The organism is Arthrobacter sp. FW306-05-C (assembly GCF_021801725.1).
Lineage (GTDB): Bacteria > Actinomycetota > Actinomycetes > Actinomycetales > Micrococcaceae > Arthrobacter.
The window spans coordinates 3,883,009-3,897,782 of sequence record NZ_CP084556.1 but is presented as its reverse complement, the minus strand read 5'-3'; the positions used below and the strand labels follow the sequence as shown (position 1 = coordinate 3,897,782).

15 protein-coding genes are annotated in these 14,774 nt (G+C 66.0%); 2 read left to right on the top strand and 13 right to left on the bottom strand.

The genetic code is table 11. The features are described 5' to 3' along the window. Positions 1-67: 67 nt before the first annotated feature. The 8 genes from LFT44_RS18130 to LFT44_RS18095 all read right to left on the bottom strand — a co-directional run bounded on the left by LFT44_RS18130 (position 68) and on the right by LFT44_RS18095 (position 7,921). Positions 68-1,984 carry a BCCT family transporter gene (locus LFT44_RS18130; protein ID WP_236799809.1) on the bottom strand — a complete coding sequence of 639 codons (1,917 nt, stop codon included), beginning with the start codon at positions 1,982-1,984 and terminating at the stop codon, positions 68-70. Positions 1,985-2,245: 261 nt separating this feature from the next. Further along, entirely contained in the window at positions 2,246-3,055 is an 810-nt protein-coding gene (locus tag LFT44_RS18125) for an IclR family transcriptional regulator (RefSeq protein WP_236799807.1), read from the bottom strand. Positions 3,056-3,135: 80 nt separating this feature from the next. After that, entirely contained in the window at positions 3,136-3,474 is a 339-nt protein-coding gene (uraH, locus tag LFT44_RS18120) for a hydroxyisourate hydrolase (protein WP_236799805.1), read from the bottom strand. Beyond that, positions 3,471-3,968, bottom strand: a complete 498-nt coding sequence (gene uraD, locus LFT44_RS18115) for a 2-oxo-4-hydroxy-4-carboxy-5-ureidoimidazoline decarboxylase (protein ID WP_236799804.1) — start codon at positions 3,966-3,968, stop codon at positions 3,471-3,473. The genes uraH and uraD overlap by 4 nt, the downstream gene beginning before the upstream one ends. Positions 3,969-4,139: 171 nt before the next feature. Beyond that, positions 4,140-4,565: an ATP-binding protein gene (locus LFT44_RS18110; RefSeq protein ID WP_236799803.1), complete on the bottom strand. Its 426-nt coding sequence runs from the start codon at positions 4,563-4,565 to the stop codon at positions 4,140-4,142. Then, positions 4,558-4,890: an STAS domain-containing protein gene (locus LFT44_RS18105; RefSeq protein ID WP_141945622.1), complete on the bottom strand. Its 333-nt coding sequence runs from the start codon at positions 4,888-4,890 to the stop codon at positions 4,558-4,560. The genes LFT44_RS18110 and LFT44_RS18105 overlap by 8 nt, the downstream gene beginning before the upstream one ends. Further along, the gene (locus tag LFT44_RS18100; RefSeq protein WP_236799802.1) at positions 4,890-6,848 is read right to left on the bottom strand and encodes a glycosyltransferase family 2 protein; all 1,959 of its coding nucleotides are present in this window, start codon (positions 6,846-6,848) and stop codon (positions 4,890-4,892) included. Before LFT44_RS18100 ends, LFT44_RS18105 begins: the two co-directional genes overlap by 1 nt. Next, a complete protein-coding gene (locus LFT44_RS18095; protein WP_236802949.1) occupies positions 6,845-7,921 on the bottom strand; it encodes a PP2C family protein-serine/threonine phosphatase in 1,077 nt (358 codons plus the stop codon). Before LFT44_RS18095 ends, LFT44_RS18100 begins: the two co-directional genes overlap by 4 nt. A 300-nt stretch (positions 7,922-8,221) precedes the next feature. On the opposite strand from LFT44_RS18095, the gene LFT44_RS18090 reads away from it, so the two are divergent. After that, complete coding sequence (locus LFT44_RS18090; RefSeq protein ID WP_236799800.1) at positions 8,222-8,503, top strand: hypothetical protein; 282 nt, start codon at positions 8,222-8,224, stop codon at positions 8,501-8,503. A gap of 195 nt (positions 8,504-8,698) precedes the next feature. Here LFT44_RS18090 and LFT44_RS18085 read toward each other — a convergent pair whose 3' ends face one another. Next, the gene (locus LFT44_RS18085) at positions 8,699-9,271 is read right to left on the bottom strand and encodes a GNAT family N-acetyltransferase (RefSeq protein ID WP_236799798.1); all 573 of its coding nucleotides are present in this window, start codon (positions 9,269-9,271) and stop codon (positions 8,699-8,701) included. Between the two features lie 291 nt (positions 9,272-9,562). Here LFT44_RS18085 and LFT44_RS18080 point away from each other — a divergent pair, with 291 nt between their 5' ends. Next, a complete protein-coding gene (locus LFT44_RS18080) occupies positions 9,563-10,957 on the top strand; it encodes an MFS transporter (protein ID WP_236799796.1) in 1,395 nt (464 codons plus the stop codon). A 53-nt stretch (positions 10,958-11,010) separates the two neighbouring features. On the opposite strand, the gene bcp is transcribed toward LFT44_RS18080, so the two are convergent. The 4 genes from bcp to LFT44_RS18060 all read right to left on the bottom strand — a co-directional run bounded on the left by bcp (position 11,011) and on the right by LFT44_RS18060 (position 14,773). Continuing rightward, positions 11,011-11,490, bottom strand: coding sequence for a thioredoxin-dependent thiol peroxidase (gene bcp, locus LFT44_RS18075; protein ID WP_236799794.1), 480 nt, complete (start codon positions 11,488-11,490; stop codon positions 11,011-11,013). Between the two features lie 81 nt (positions 11,491-11,571). Continuing rightward, complete coding sequence (locus LFT44_RS18070) at positions 11,572-12,234, bottom strand: winged helix-turn-helix domain-containing protein (protein ID WP_236799793.1); 663 nt, start codon at positions 12,232-12,234, stop codon at positions 11,572-11,574. Positions 12,235-12,243: 9 nt separating this feature from the next. Continuing rightward, a complete protein-coding gene (gene allB, locus LFT44_RS18065) occupies positions 12,244-13,587 on the bottom strand; it encodes an allantoinase AllB (protein ID WP_236799791.1) in 1,344 nt (447 codons plus the stop codon). Beyond that, entirely contained in the window at positions 13,580-14,773 is a 1,194-nt protein-coding gene (locus LFT44_RS18060) for a glycerate kinase (RefSeq protein ID WP_236799787.1), read from the bottom strand. The genes allB and LFT44_RS18060 overlap by 8 nt, the downstream gene beginning before the upstream one ends. Between the last annotated feature and the right edge of the window lies 1 nt (position 14,774).

Genomic DNA, 14,774 nt, shown 5'->3' with positions numbered 1-14,774 from the left:
TGGTCTGCATAGCCATAACGACGATGGCCCCGACGCAGGCGCCGGGGCCATCGCAATGCCGGTGCTCCTACAACCGGTGGGCTGCCTTCTGCGTGTCCGTACTTGCCCCTGGGCACGGACTGCCCTTTGCGCATGCTTCTGAGCACTCGTGCTTGGTCACAAGTTCAAATTGGACGCCGCGGTGCTGCTCGACCCCCGTGCGGATGGCCCGCTCCACCACCGAGTCCGCCAGCCGGCGGTGCAGGGAGAGCGGGTCCCGCCGCAGATCCTTGGTGATGGCAAAGCAGAGCAGCAGCATAACGATGATGAAGGGCAGGGCCGCCACGATGGTGATCCGCTGAAGGCCGGACAGTGCTTCCGAGGGCTGGTCGCCGCCGGCCAGGAGCATGACGGCCGCCACGGCACCGGTCAGGGCACCCCAGAAGATGACCAGGGCACGCTTAGGTTCAGAGCTGCCGTTGGAGCTCAGTGAAGCCATGATCAGGGATGCGGAATCGGCGCCGGTGATGAAGAAGATTGCCACCAGAACCATGGCGAGGACGATCACGGCCGCGGTCAGCCAGGCGGGCAGCGGGAGGTTCTTGACCAGGTTGAACAGGGCGCCGTCGAAATCGATGGTGGCCTTGCCGTCGACCATGGTCATGAGCCCGGGCGAACCGGCTTTGTCCGCTTCCTGCTGGATGCGGAAGGCGGTGCCGCCGAAGATGCCAAACCAGACCACGCTCACAATGCTGGGGACGAGCAGGACGCCGGTGACAAACTGCCGTGTGGTGCGGCCACGGCTGATGCGGGCGATGAACATTCCCACAAAGGGCGTCCAGGAAATCCACCAGGCCCAGTAGAAGATGGTCCAGCCCGACATCCAGGTGCGCAATGCTTCGTCGCCGACGGCCTCAGTGCGGGAAGACATTGCGGCCAGGTCCCGGATGTAGTCACCCAGAGCGGAGGGAATGAGGTTGAGGATGAAAAGGGTCGGCCCTGCCACAAAGACGATCATGGCCAGCACGACGGCGAGGACCATGTTGATATTGGACAGCCACTGGATGCCCCGGCTGATGCCGGAAACTGCGGAGGCAACGAAGCATGCCGTCAGAATGGCGACGATCCCGACCAGCACGGGGGTTCCGATTTCGCCGGCCCAGCCGTTGGAAGTGAAGCCGCTGCCGATCTGCAGGGCGCCCAAGCCCAGGGAAGCTGCGGTGCCGAAGAGCGTGGCGAAGATGGCCAGGATGTTGATGACCTTGCCCACCGGTCCTTCAACGGTCCTGATCCCGAATAGGGAGGTGAAGGCGGCGGAGATCAGCTGCTTGCGGCCCAGTCGGTACGTGCCGTAGGCCATTGCTATTCCCACGACGGCGTACATGGCCCAGGGGTGAAGCGTCCAGTGGAAGATCGAGGTGGCCATGGCCGTTTGGATGGCGGCCGGAGTGCGGCCATCGACGGTTCCCGGCGGCGGAGAGATGAAGTGGTACAGCGGCTCGGCGACGCCGTAGAACATCAGGCCGATGCCCATGCCGGCGGCGAACATCATCGCGATCCAGGAGACCGTGCGGAATTCAGGCTTTTCACCGTCCTTGCCCAGTGGAATGTTGCCGAACTTGCTCATTGCCAGCCACAGCACGAAGACGACGAAGAGTGAGGCGAGGACCATGAACAGCCAGCCCGTGTACTCCATTACCCAGTCAAGGGCGTCTTTTGACGTGGCGGCGAGACCGTCCTTGTCGAGGAATCCCCAGGCAATGAAGGCCAAGGCGATGGCGCCCGTGATCCCGAACGTCGCCTTGTCCAGCGTCAACTTCCGGTTGCGGCGCTGGGAGACTTCCTGCTCCCGCCTGCCCAGCCGCAGCTCTTCGAGGATCTGTTCATGATCGTTAGGGGCAGCCGGGGCCGCTTCTTCCCGTGGATCGTCAAGGCTTGCAGAGGCGGCGTCCCCTGACGGAGGCACTTTGGGCTTGGGGGTAGTCAAATCACTATTGATGGCCATGAAAGCGGGTCCTTTGGCTAGTCCATGGGCTTGCGAGTGTGCTTGGCCTGTAGTTCCAGGAGCCCTAACGGCAACCGGCAACCGCGGCCATGCGGGGGAAGGGTCATTAGCCCTGTGGGGGAGGTGTTCCGCAAAGATCAACAGAGTTCGCGCTAAGCAACAAGAGTGCTGTACGTCACTTTGAAAGTCAAGGGAGGCTGCACAGGCCGTGTCCCCGCTTAAAGCAAAATGACCCCCGGCCAGCCGGGGGTCATTTTGTTGTTATCGGACCGTGTAGCCCATGTTGGCGCTGACCTTGAGTCCGGCTTCCTTGAGCGTATCCAGCAGCCCCGGGATCTGCTCAGGGTCGAAACGGAATGCGGGTCCCGAGATGCTGAGGGCGCCAATCACGGTGCCCTGGTGGTTGTAGACGGGCACCGCCACCGCGTTCAGGCCGATTTCGAACTCCTCGCGGACCACGGCGTACCCCTTGGCGGCCACCTCGAGCAGCTCCGCGTCCAGTTTCTTCCGGTTTGTGACAGTCCGGGCCGTTCGGGCTTCCAATCCCGTCTCCTTGAGGATCCGGTCCCGTTCATCGGCCCCCAGTGCTGCCAGGAGCACCTTTCCGCTGGAGGTCGCATGCAAGGGCGTGAGGCTTCCCACCCAGTCGTAGGTGGCCAGCGTGGAAGGGCCCATGGCCTGGTCCACGTTGACTGCATAGTTGGAACGCAGGACGGCGAGGTTGACGGTTTCCTTGAACTCCTCCGCCAGGCTTTCCAGCACAGGCCGTGCCTCGTGCACCAGGCTCAGCCTGCCGGGAATGGAACTGGCCAGGCGCAGGATGCCGAAGCCGAGCTGGTACTTTCCGCGCTCGCTGTTTTGGTGGACCATTTCGCGGGTTACCAGGGAACCCATCAGCCGGGAGACGGTGGACTTGTGGATCCCCATCTCCTCGGCGATCTCGCTCACGCCGGCGTGCCCTTCCCTGGCCAGGATCTCCAGGACGGTCAGAGCACGCTCCACGGACTGCACTCCGCCTGACTGGCCGCCTTCGGTGTCGGTATCTGATTCCGGTTCATTTTTAGGAGCCATACTTCCTGATCCTATGCGGGAACTGTGACGGCCGTGACATTGGATCAACCTGGGCGGCGTCCGGCCGCCCTGGATGTCCGCTAGCTCCCGCGGTAGGTGGAGTATGCGAACGGGCTCAGGAGCAGCGGCACGTGGTAGTGCTCGGGGCCGGTGACCTCGAACACCAGGTCCACTTCCGGGAAGAAGGTCTGTGTCTGCAGGCCTGCGTAGTACTTGCCCGTGGCGAAGTTCAGCTTGTAGTGTCCCGGTTCCAGCTGCTCCGGCCCCAGGTCCTTCGCCCGGCCGTCCGCGTCGGTGCTGGACGCTGCCAGCTCGCGCCAGGTGCCGCCGTCGTTCTTTGAAAGGACGACGGCGACCCCCGCCGCCGGGCGCCCCGCGCCGGTGTCGAGGATGTGGGTAGTGACGTGGGAAACGCTCATTCGCTGATCAGTCCTTCGAGCCGCAGTACGGCGATTTCGCGCAGCTGCTGCGCCACGATGCTGTCTTCTTCTTCCGGAGAGTTGGAGAGCCGCTGGTTCAGGGCCGCCAGGATTTCCGGGGCGGTGCGTCCGGCTGCCCGGATCAGGAAGACCCGGCCGAACTTCTCCTCGTACTCACGGTTCCCGCGCGCCAGGGACTCGGCGGCTTCAGCGTCCGCAGGGTCCACCCCGGCTTGCTCGGAACGGGACATTGACGCCTCGGTGCTGGCCGCCGTCGGGCGTTCCCCGATCCTGGGATGGTGGGCCATGGCGGCTTCAACCTCGGCGGAAGTGAACGGGTTGGCAGCCTGGGCGGCGAACTCCAGGAGCTCGTTACGGGCGGGGAACGGGCGTGCCCCGGCCACCGCCTCCACCCAGCGGCTGATGTCGATGCAGGGCCGGAGGATGGCCTGGGCCGCGGCAGGATCCGCGCTGTTGAATTCGGCAAGCTTCATGCTGGTCGTATTCCTTGGTGTCATGCTGGCATCCACGGTGACGGCTATGCGGACGCCGGAGTGCCCGGCACCTGCGCACAAAGGCAGGCTTCCGCATCATGGAACTGTTATTTCAGCATACGCAATATTTAAGAGCAGGCGACGGTCACTGTCAAGCGGCGCGCCAGAACCCTAGTCCTCTGAGGACGTCCTGGAAAGCACCCACGTGTTGGTTCCGTCCTGGCGCTCGAATGTCACCGTGGTGACCAGCGCCTCGATCAAGGCCAGGCCGCGCCCCGACTCGGCGTCGTCGTCCGGGGTGGAGGCCTCCATGGGACCGAACGGCGCCTTGGCGTAATAGGCGCTGACCCGGGCCTGCAGCAGCGCGGGCTGCACCGTGGTCTCCACGCCCAGCTCCACCTCGCGGTCCCCGGCCGGCTGCGCATGCTGGACGATGTTGGACGCGGATTCGATGACGGCGGTGGTGAACGTCATCTGGTCCATATCGTTCACGAACGGGACGTCCAGCCACAGGCTGTCGAGGTCGTTGTGGATCTCTTCTATGGCCTCTTCGGCGGCCGGTCCGCGGAAGCTGCGCGATGCCAGTACCTCAGTCATTGCTGAACGCCTCCTCGGCCGTGGGGTAGGCGGTGAGGACCTTGTCCATGCTGGTCAACTTCAGGACCATGTTCACCTGCGGCTGCACGGCAGCGATGCGCAGGTCGCCCCCGGCCTGGCGGGCGGCCTTGAGGCAGCCGATCAGCGCGCCAAGGCCGGAGGAATCCATGAACGCGGTGTTTTCCAGGTTGACCACGATCCGGTTGGATCCGCCGGCGATGACGTCCGTGACGAACTCGCGCAGTTTGGGCGCGGAGACCATGTTGAGCCGGCCGTCCGCCTTGACCTCCGCGTACGAATCTTTGACCTCGTAACTGAACTCCATCAGGATTCCTCTCTGTTTGCAGGTTCTGCGGCCGGTTCGTACCCCTTGTAGAGCACGGCGCGGACCAGGATGCTCATGACCACCAGGTCAAAGACCACCCAGACAACGTTGACCAGGGTGCCCAGCGGCTCGGCCAGGCCGGTGGCCAGGCGGATGATGCCGACGACGGCGGCGACGGCCAGCAGGATGGACACCACGATCTGGGGCCGGATGAGGCTCCAGCTGGGTCCGCCGCTTTGGCGCGCCTTTGGGGTGACGGCAAACCCAAGGGGACGGCCGAACCAGACGTTGCGGGCCGCCGTCGTGCATGCCTTGATCCAGGTGGGGAACAGCGCAAGGCTGTACTGCTGGCCGCGCCAGGTGGGAATGCCCCGGCCTGCCACGGCGAACAGCAGCTGGTTGACCACCATGAACGGGATGAACCGGATGAAGAAGTCCCAGCTCAGGCTGCTGACCGGCAGGATGCCCAGCAGCAGGTAGATGATGGGGGCGGCGAAGTAGATGACCGCGGCGAACCCGCTCAGGTACGTCCACATGGTGGCGAAGTACATCAGGCGCTGGCCGAGCTTGAGGCCCTTCTGCACCAGGGGGTTCTCGCGGAGCAGCACCTGGATGGTGCCCTGGGCCCAACGGAGGCGCTGGGTGAGCATGGTCTTCAGGTCTTCCGGCGCCAGGCCGTAGGCCAGGATCTCGTGGTGGTAGACGCTCTCCCAGCCCATGGCGTGCATGCGCATGGCGGTGGCCATGTCCTCGGTCACCGATATGGTGGCCAGCGGCATCACCGGCTGGGCCTCGTTGCTGCGCTCCACGGTAAGGGCATCCAGGACGGCCTGGACGGACTCCAGGGCGCCGAGCGGGGACCAGTCGCGGGCGGACATGCGCTGGACGGCGTCATCAGCCACCACGGGGACACCGGACTCGCCCACGTGGGCCAGCTCCATGGCGGCGATTTCCTCAAGGTCTGCCTGCAGTGCTGCGACGTCGGCCTGGACCAGGGTCTGGACGGCGGCGTCCACGCGGCGGCGGACCCGGTAGGTCACTTCGCTGAGGGGCCGGCCGGCGTCCACTTCCGCCTGGGCTTCGCGGGTCGCCGCCTCCACCTCGTCCAGGACCTCCGCCACCAGGGGTGACTCGACATCGGCAGATTTCCGGGCCTGCTTGATGGCTGCCCGGGAGGCGGCCAGGGCCCGGCGGATGCTCTTCTCGGTTTCCTTGACGTAGCCCACCAGGCCCAGCTGCATCAGGGCCTCCCGGCGCAGGATGGCGTTGGAGCCGCAGAAGAAGGCCGCGTTCCAGCCGTCCTTGCCCTGCTGGATGGGGCCGTAGAACAGCGGTGCCTGGCTGCCGAGCGGATCGTCGGCCGGGACATTGCTGAAGTACTGGGGCGTCTGGACCAGGGCCACGCGCCGGTTGTTGAAGTAGCCCAGGGTCTTTTCCAGGATGTCCGGCTCGGGGATCTGGTCCGCGTCCAGGATCAGCAGGAATTCGCCGTGGGTGACCATGAGGGCGTTGTTGAGGTTGCCGGCCTTGGCGTGCCGCGGCAGGTCCTTGGTCCAGTCCCCGCTGCGGGTGACGTAGCCCAGGCCATGCTGTTCCGCCAAGGCCTTGAGCTCGGGGCGGGCGCCGTCGTCCAGGATCCAGGTGCTGTGCGGGTGCCGGATCTTCTGCGCCGCCAGCGCGGTGGTGAGGACCATGTCCAGGTCCTCGTTGTAGGTGGTGATGAAGACGTCCACGGTGGCGTCTTGCGGCGGCGGCGGGGCGCCTTTGCGGATCTTCAGCTTCCACACGGTCATGCCGAAGAGCATGACGTCGATCAGGCTGTAGGTTTCGGCGACCACCAGGGGGAGGGCAATCCACCAGGCATCCCAGTTGAGGGACGCCGCCCAACGCCAGGCGATGTAGTTCAGGCCGGTCAGGACGGTGAGCACCACCACCAGCCGGGTCCAGAAACGGGTCATGCGGCCACCTCCCCGGGGAGCCGGCGGACCACAACCACCGTGACGTCGTCTTCGGCGGTCTCCGCCGGGGCAAGGGCCATGATGGAGTTGCTGGCTTCATGGGCCGAACCTGCAGCCTGCGTCGCCTGCTGCACGGCGTCCGTGAAATCCTCCACGGACTCGAACACATCAAGCACGCCGTCGCTGACCACAACCAGGGAATCGCCCGGGGCCAGCTCCAGCTCTGCCTGCGGCCACTGCGTTCCGGGCCAGGCCCCCACTGGAGGCCCTCCCGTGGGGAGGCGGTCCGCCGGACCCGCAGGCTGGACGTGCAGCGCAAGTCCGTGGCCGGCGTCGACGTAGCTGACCTTGCCGGACGCCGCGTCCAGCCGGGCATGGAAGAGGGTGACGAAGGAGTTGGAGGAGTCAAGGTCGCTGGCGATCGCCTTGCTGGCAGAGGCGAATCCCGCGTCCAGGTCCTGCCGCAGGCCGGTGGAGCGCATCACTGCACGGACGGTTGCCGCGATCAGCGCCGCCCCCATGCCCTTGCCCATGGCATCGGCGAAGGTCAGGTGGAGCCCGTCGGGCGTCTGGTACCAGTCGTAGAAGTCGCCGCCCACGCTACGGGAGGGGCGGAAAAGGCCCGAAACGTCGTAGCCGTCCACCCGGATGTCCTCCTTGGGCAGAAGGCTTTGCTGCACCTCCGTGGCGCGTTCCAGTTCACTCCGGGCCGCGGACGCCGCCGCTTGGGAGGGGCGGCGGCGGAACAGGGCGTTGATCCGTGACTGGAGTTCCCGGGGGCTGAACGGCTTGCTGATGTATTCATCGGCGCCGTTGTCCAGCCCGGTCAGCTTGTCCAGTTCGTCCGCGCGGGCAGTGAGCATCACGATGAACGCGTCCGAGAATTCGCGCAGGAGCTTGCATACCTCCAGCCCGTCAAGGTCCGGCAGGTTCAGGTCCAGCGTCACCAGGTCCGGTTTGGTCCGCCGGACTTCCTCCACTCCGGGGAGGCCGGCGCCCGCGTGGGTGACGTCAAAGCCCTGCTTCACCAGGACGCGGACCAGCAGGCCGCGGATGTCCGGGTCATCTTCGATGACTACCGCACGGCGGGTTTGAGGGAGAGACCATTCTCTACTTCTACCGTATTAAGCCGCACACGGCATGTCTTAGGCTTCACAGTTTCCGGTGACTTGCCTGACAGGAGGCGATACCCACCCTTTTCGGTCCTGCGCAGGGGCACCGCTCAGCAGATCTTGTGGAAATTTTGGCATCTGCTTGCCGGGACGTTGAGGTGCGGCGCTCACACTCGAAGGAACGCAGCAGCTTCCAGGAAACAGCGTACGACGACGACACCGCGCGGAGGCTGTACGGCTTGCGGAAGGCGGGGAAGCCATATGGAACAAGTTAAGAGGAAGGGCGCGGACAAGGCCAAAGCATGGCTTCGCGTCTACTTCCACTCACGCAAAGTACGGGCGGCATCGCGGGAACTGGAGCACGCGCTCGCCGAATCGCGGGAAGTGTCCAGCTGGCCGGGGGACCGGCTTCCGGTGGGGGAGGAGATGTCCCGGCACGTAGAGAAGCTGACCCGGCGGCTGAAGCTGGAGACCGAGGCGCACCGCAGGCTAGAAGTCCTTTTCAAGACTGCGGGTGGAGGGCATTCCGTAGCGGCGCTTTAGGTGCCACACTTAGCAGCAATCGATTGGCTGGGGGATAGTCAGGAGATTGCTGTGAGTTTGTTGCTTGGCTGGTCGTACCTGATGGCAGGACTCATGACCATGGACGCGCTGCTCCTGGCGCTATGGGCCATGGAGGTTGACTGGGGCAAATACTGGCGCCGGAAGTAGCTCTGGGGGAGCCGCCGAAGCCCGTGCTTATGTGAGTTCCAGCCGCATCAGCACGCGCGGAAAACCGTTCAGGACCGACGTCGTGTCCGCCGCCTTGGTGAAGCCTGCGTCCTCGAACAGCTTGCGGGTTCCCACATATGCCATGGTGAGGTCCACTTTGCTGCCGCCGTTGTCCACCGGATAGCCCTCCACGACGGGCGCTCCATAGGACCGTGCCATCCCGACGGCACCTGCCAGCAGGTGGTGCGAGATCCCCTTTCCGCGGTGCCCGGGGCGTACCCGGAGGCACCAGACCGACCAGGCGTCCCGGTCGTCAACGTGCGGGATCTTCCTGTTGCGGGCGAAGCTGGTGTCCGCGCGCGGGTGGACCGCTGCCCACCCAACGGGTTCGCCGCCGTCGTACGCTATGACTCCGGGTGGCGGATCCTGGGTGACCAGCTGCCTGACCAGTTCCCCCCGTTCCTCGCCCCGCAGCGAAACGTTTTGCTTGGAGGGGATCCGGTAGCTCAGGCACCAGCAGACCGTGGCGTCCGGCCGCTTGGGCCCTACCAGTGCTTTGACGTCCTCGAAGTTTGTTGCCGGACGCACCTCGATCACCATGCGATGATCCTAGCCACCGGGAATCCGGCCAATACTCCACGCCGCCACCCTGCGGACGTCAACCCGGGTTGCCTGCAGCGGCACCCTGGCTCCTCCATGGTGGCGTCCTGACTTGACCCGAAGACCGAGGCGAGCACCAGTGCCAGGCGCGGGTCCTTCCCGTTCGCAGGCGCTTCCTTATCCGTCCCGTTGTGCATGGCGTCCCCTTCCTGAATTTGGGGTAGAGCTGAATCCCCTTCAGGCCAGTTTCCACCCTGTTGGCGGTCCTTGCGCGTCACTACACTGGGACGCATGACCCAGCAGGAACCGGGCAACGCCGCTGCGGATCCAGAAACAATCCACCGCTCCCTGCGTACCCCGGCCCAGCGCTCCCGAACCTTTGCCGGCATCCTGGTCAACACCGCCCTGGCGAATATCACCACCAGCTACCTGTGGTTCGCGCTGACTTTCTGGCTGTACCTGGAGACGCGCAACGTGATTGCCACCGGCGTGGTGGGCGGCGCCTACATGCTGCTGATCGCCCTGTCCAGCATCAGCTTTGGCACTTTCGTGGACCGTTACCGCAAGCTGGCCGTCATGCGCTTCGCCGCCGGCTTCAGCCTGGTCATGTTCGTGCTGTCGGGGGTGATGTTCCTGCTGACGCCCGCGGCATCGCTGCTGGACCTGGGGCAGCCGTGGTTCTGGATCTTCACTGTGATCATCCTGGTCGGCGCCGTGGTGGAGAACCTGCGGAACATCGCCCTGTCCACAACCGTCACCATCCTCATCGAGCCTGAACGCCGCGCCAATGCCAACGGGCTGGTGGGTATGGTGCAGGGGCTGATGTTCATCGTCACCTCCCTGCTGTCCGGACTCTCCGTCGGGTTGCTCGGCATGGGCTGGACCATCGCGGTCGCACTGGTGCTTACGGCGGTCGCCGCGGCGCACCTGCTGACCCTGCGGATGCCCGAGGAAATGCGCGCGGCGGCCACGGACGCCCATGGCAACTTTGATCTTCGGGGTTCTTTGGCCGCGGTGCTGGCCATCTCCGGGCTGTTTGCGCTGGTCCTGTTTTCCACGTTCAACAACTTCATCGGCGGCGTCTACATGGCGCTGATGGACCCCTACGGGCTGGAGATGTTCTCGGTGGAGATGTGGGGCGCCGTGTTCGCAGTTGGATCCACGGGGTTCATCATCGGCGGTGCCTTGATCGGCAAGTTCGGGCTCGGAGCCAACCCGTTGCGCACCCTGCTGATGGCAGTAGCAGTCATGGGGGTCCTTGGCGCGGTCTTCACTCTGCGGGAGTGGGCGTGGCTCTACATCCTGGGAATCTGGCTCTACCTGCTGCTGGTTCCGTTCGTGGAGGCGGCCGAACAAACCGTCATCCAGCGGGTGGTGCCCTTGGAGCGGCAAGGCCGCGTCTTCGGCTTCGCCATGGCGTTTGAGTCCGCCGCGGCCCCTGTCACCGCTTTCCTCATCGCACTCATCGCCCAGTTCTGGATCATCCCCTATGCGCGGTCGGCGGACGGCGCCACCGCCCTGGCGCCGCTGCTGGGTGAGGGCACCTCCCGAGGAATCGCCTTGGTGTTCCTGGTGGCGGGCATCATCATGATCGCGGCGGCGCTGCTGGCCTTCCTTACGCCGGTCTACCGCAGGGTTTCGGCGTCCTATGCGCAGGTTGCAGCAGAGGTGAAGGCAGAAGGTTAAACGCCGGACGCCCCAGCAGTATGTGCTGGGGCGTCCGGAGATGCAGAGAGAGCTTAGACTCCCAGGGCTTCCTTGAGGCGGGTGACGTGGCCGTCGGCCTGGACCTGGTACTGGGCCAGGGTGACGTTTCCTTGGGGATCCACTACAACCGTGGAGCGGACGATCCCCTCGTGGATTTCGCCGTTGACCAGCTTTTCGCCCCAGGCGCCGTAGGCCAGGGCAACCGCGTGGTCGGGGTCGGAGAGCAGCGGGAAGGTCAGGGAGAAGTCGCCGCTGAAACCGGCAAGCGCTTCCTGGGCGTCGGGGGAGACACCGACAACTTCATAGCCCTTGCCCTGCAGGGAGGCAAGGCTGTCGCGGAAGTCGCAGGCCTCGGTGGTGCAGCCGGGGGTTGCGGCCTTGGGGTAGAAGTACACGATGACGTTCTTGCCACGGTAATCGGCCAAGGAGGTTTCCCGGCCCTGGGCGTCCCGGAGGGTGAAATCAGGAGCCGGGGTGCCGGGCTGAAGCTTGGTGGTCAGGGTGGGGCTCATGGCGTTCCTTTGTAAGACTCGGTCAGTGATGGCCAAACATCCAGTGAAGCGGGTTGCCGCTTACTGATACAAACCCGCGCGTCATATGCAGTATTCCGCAGGACCCCGAACCGCGGCGTGCGGGCCGGGAACAAACTGGTAGCCGCCGCCGCGCACCGTGGCCACGGCGTGGCGGGCGTTGCCCAGTTTCTTGCGGATCCTGCCCACGTATACGTCGATGGAGCGGGCGGTGGCGCCGGGGAAATCCAGCGATTCCAGGAACTCCTGCAGCTCCTCGCGGCCCACTGTGCGGGACAGGTGGGTCACCAGATACCGGAGCACCTTGTACTCGACGCCGGTCAGCGCCACCGGACGGCCGTCCAGCAGGACGGTGTCCGCGGCAAGGTCCACGGCGACGCGGCTGACGGGGCCGGCCGACGGCGGCAGGCGGGTGCCGCCGTCGGCCCTTGAAAGTGCCGGGCTGGGTGCCTCCGCCGCGGAGGAAGCGCGGGAGGAGTCATCTTTTGCTTCCTCCGCGGCGGACGTGGGGGCTCCGGCGGCAGGCCAGTGGACTTCCGCCTCCGGAGCAGTTTCGAGGGCCCTCGCGAGGACCATTTGGGCGGCATGGTGCAGGAGTTCCGGGCTGGTTCCTTCAGCCGGGACCACCCACAGGGCCAGTCCGTGGGCGGTGGCCCGCCTGGCCGGAACCGGATACGGCACCTGGTGCGGGGCCGCCGTCCGTGGATGATGGGCTTCCACTGCCATGGCGCGCCCCTATACGCCGCCGCGGCGGATCAGCTTGCCCGTAGGGGTCTGGCCGTCCACTACGGCGCCGCGGAGGTAGGTTTTGCGTACGACGCCGGACAGGGCTTTGCCGTCGTAAGGGGTGATGGGGTTCTTGTGCTTGAGCTTGGAGACATCCACAACGAAGGCTTCGTCCGGGGCGAAGACGGAGAAGTCGGCGTCGTAGCCCAGGGCCAGCTGTCCCTTGTTGGTCAGCCGGGCCAGGTTGGCGGGCTTCTCTGCCATCCAGGACACCACCTGCTCCAGCGGGATGCCGCGGTGCCGCGCTTCGGTCCAGATCAGGGACAGGCCCAGCTGCAGCGACGAGACGCCGCCCCAGGCCACGGCGAAGTCGCCATTTTCCAGGTCCTTGAGGTCCAGGGTGGAAGGGGAGTGGTCCGAGACGATGCAGTCGATGGTGCCGTCCTGCAGGCCCTGCCACAGCAGCTCCCGGTTGGAGGCCTCGCGGATGGGCGGGCAGCACTTGTAGGCGGTGGCGCCGTCCGGGATTTCCTCCGCCATCAGCGTGAGGTAGTGCGGGCATGTTTCAACAGTGAGCTTGACGCCGTCACGCTTGGCGCTGGCGATCATGGGCAGCGCGTCCGACGACGACAGGTGCAGGATGTGCGCACGCGCACCGGTCCAGCGGGCCCGTTCGATGACTTCAGCGATGGCCTTGTTCTCGGCGCCGCGGGGTCGGGAAGCCAGGAAGGTTTGGTAGTGGTCGCCGCCCGGGTGGGGTGCGCGGTCGATGGCGTGCGGGTCTTCGGCGTGGACGATCATGAGCGAGTCAAAGGACTTCAGCTCGGCCATGTCCTCTTCCATCTCGTCCGCGTCCAGGTGCGGGAACTCGTCCACACCGGAGTGCAGGAGGAAGCACTTGAAACCGAAGACGCCCTCGTCGTGCAGGGGGCGCAGGTCGGCCTTGTTGCCGGGGATGGCACCGCCCCAGAATCCGACGTCGATGAACGCCTGGTCCTCGGCCACCTCGCGCTTGAGCTTGAGGTTGTCCACCGTGGTGGTGGGCGGGACGGAGTTCAGCGGCATGTCGATGATGGTGGTGACGCCGCCCGCTGCCGCAGCGCGGGTGGCGGAGGCGAAGCCCTCCCACTCGGTGCGGCCAGGCTCGTTGACGTGGACGTGGGTGTCCACCAGGCCGGGGAGCAGGGTTTCGTCGTCGGTCAGTTCGAGGACTTCGCCGCCGGCCAGGCCGTTGCCCAGCGGTTCGATGGCCACGATCTTGCCGTTGCGGACACCTACCTCGCGCGGCGCGATGCCGGCGGTGGTCAGGATGCGCTGGCCCCGGATGACGAGGTCAAAACGTTCTTCAGACACGGAGGTCCTCCTTGGTACTTGCGGCGGCGGGCCTGTTGGCCGCCAGCCCCGCACTGATTTGGGTGCCCAGCTGCTCCAGCAGCGGCCCAGCCTCTGCTATGCACCTGTTTACATCGGTTTCGAGCGCCGTCAAAGCGTAGACGTCCTCGAATCCGGCCGCTGCCGCCTGGCCTTGGTCCAGGGTGGTCCGGCCGCAGACGGCGATGACCGGAACGCCCTGGGCCGCGGCGGCCCGCGCAACGCCCATGGGGGTTTTGCCCAGCAGGCTTTGCTCGTCCAGGCTGCCTTCGCCGGTAATCACCAGGTCGGCGCCCGCCAGGCGGTCCGCCAGTCCGGTGAATTCCAGGACGACGTCGATGCCCGGCCGCCGCGACGCGGCCAGGACGGCGATGGCGGCGTAGCCCACGCCGCCGGCTGCCCCGGCTCCGGGAGCCTCAGCAGCCTTGACGGCGCGGAATCCGATTTCCCTGGCCAGGACTTCGACAAACCTGGCCAGGGCGGCGTCGAGCATGCCGACGTCTTGGGGCGTGGCGCCCTTCTGCGGACCGAACACCGCTGCGGCGCCTTGGGCGCCCAGCAGCGGGTTGTCCACATCGGAGGCCAGCACAAACCGTGTGTCCACCAGTCGGGGCTCGAAATCGGTGAAGTCGATGCTGTGCAGGTTTGCCAGCGCAGCCCCGCCCGGTGGAAGTTCGTTGTTCCTGTTGTCCAGGAACCTGGCGCCGAGCCCCTGCAGGAGACCCGCGCCGCCGTCGGTGTTGGCACTGCCGCCCACGCCGAGCACGATCCGCCGGCAGCCGGCGTCGAGCGCTGCCAGGATGAGCTGGCCGGTGCCCAGGCTGCTGGCCGTGGCGGCCTCGACCGGGGTGGGCCGTCCGCCCTTCTGGACGCTTGGCACCAGGGCGAGCCCCGACGCCGCCGCCATCTCAATGACGGCCTCGTGCCCGCGGACCGCGTAGTCCGCCTCCACCGGCTGCCCCGTTGGACCGCTGACCGTGGCCGTGCGGCGGGTGAAACCGGAGCCGACGGCGGCGTCGAGGGTGCCCTCGCCGCCGTCGGCTACCGGAATCCGGACCACGTCAAGGTTCCCGCCGGCACCGCGCTGCAGGCCCTTTTCCAGGTGGCTGCACACCTCCGGGGCGGACAGCGATCCCTTGAACTTGTCCGGGGCAATAACCACGCGCATG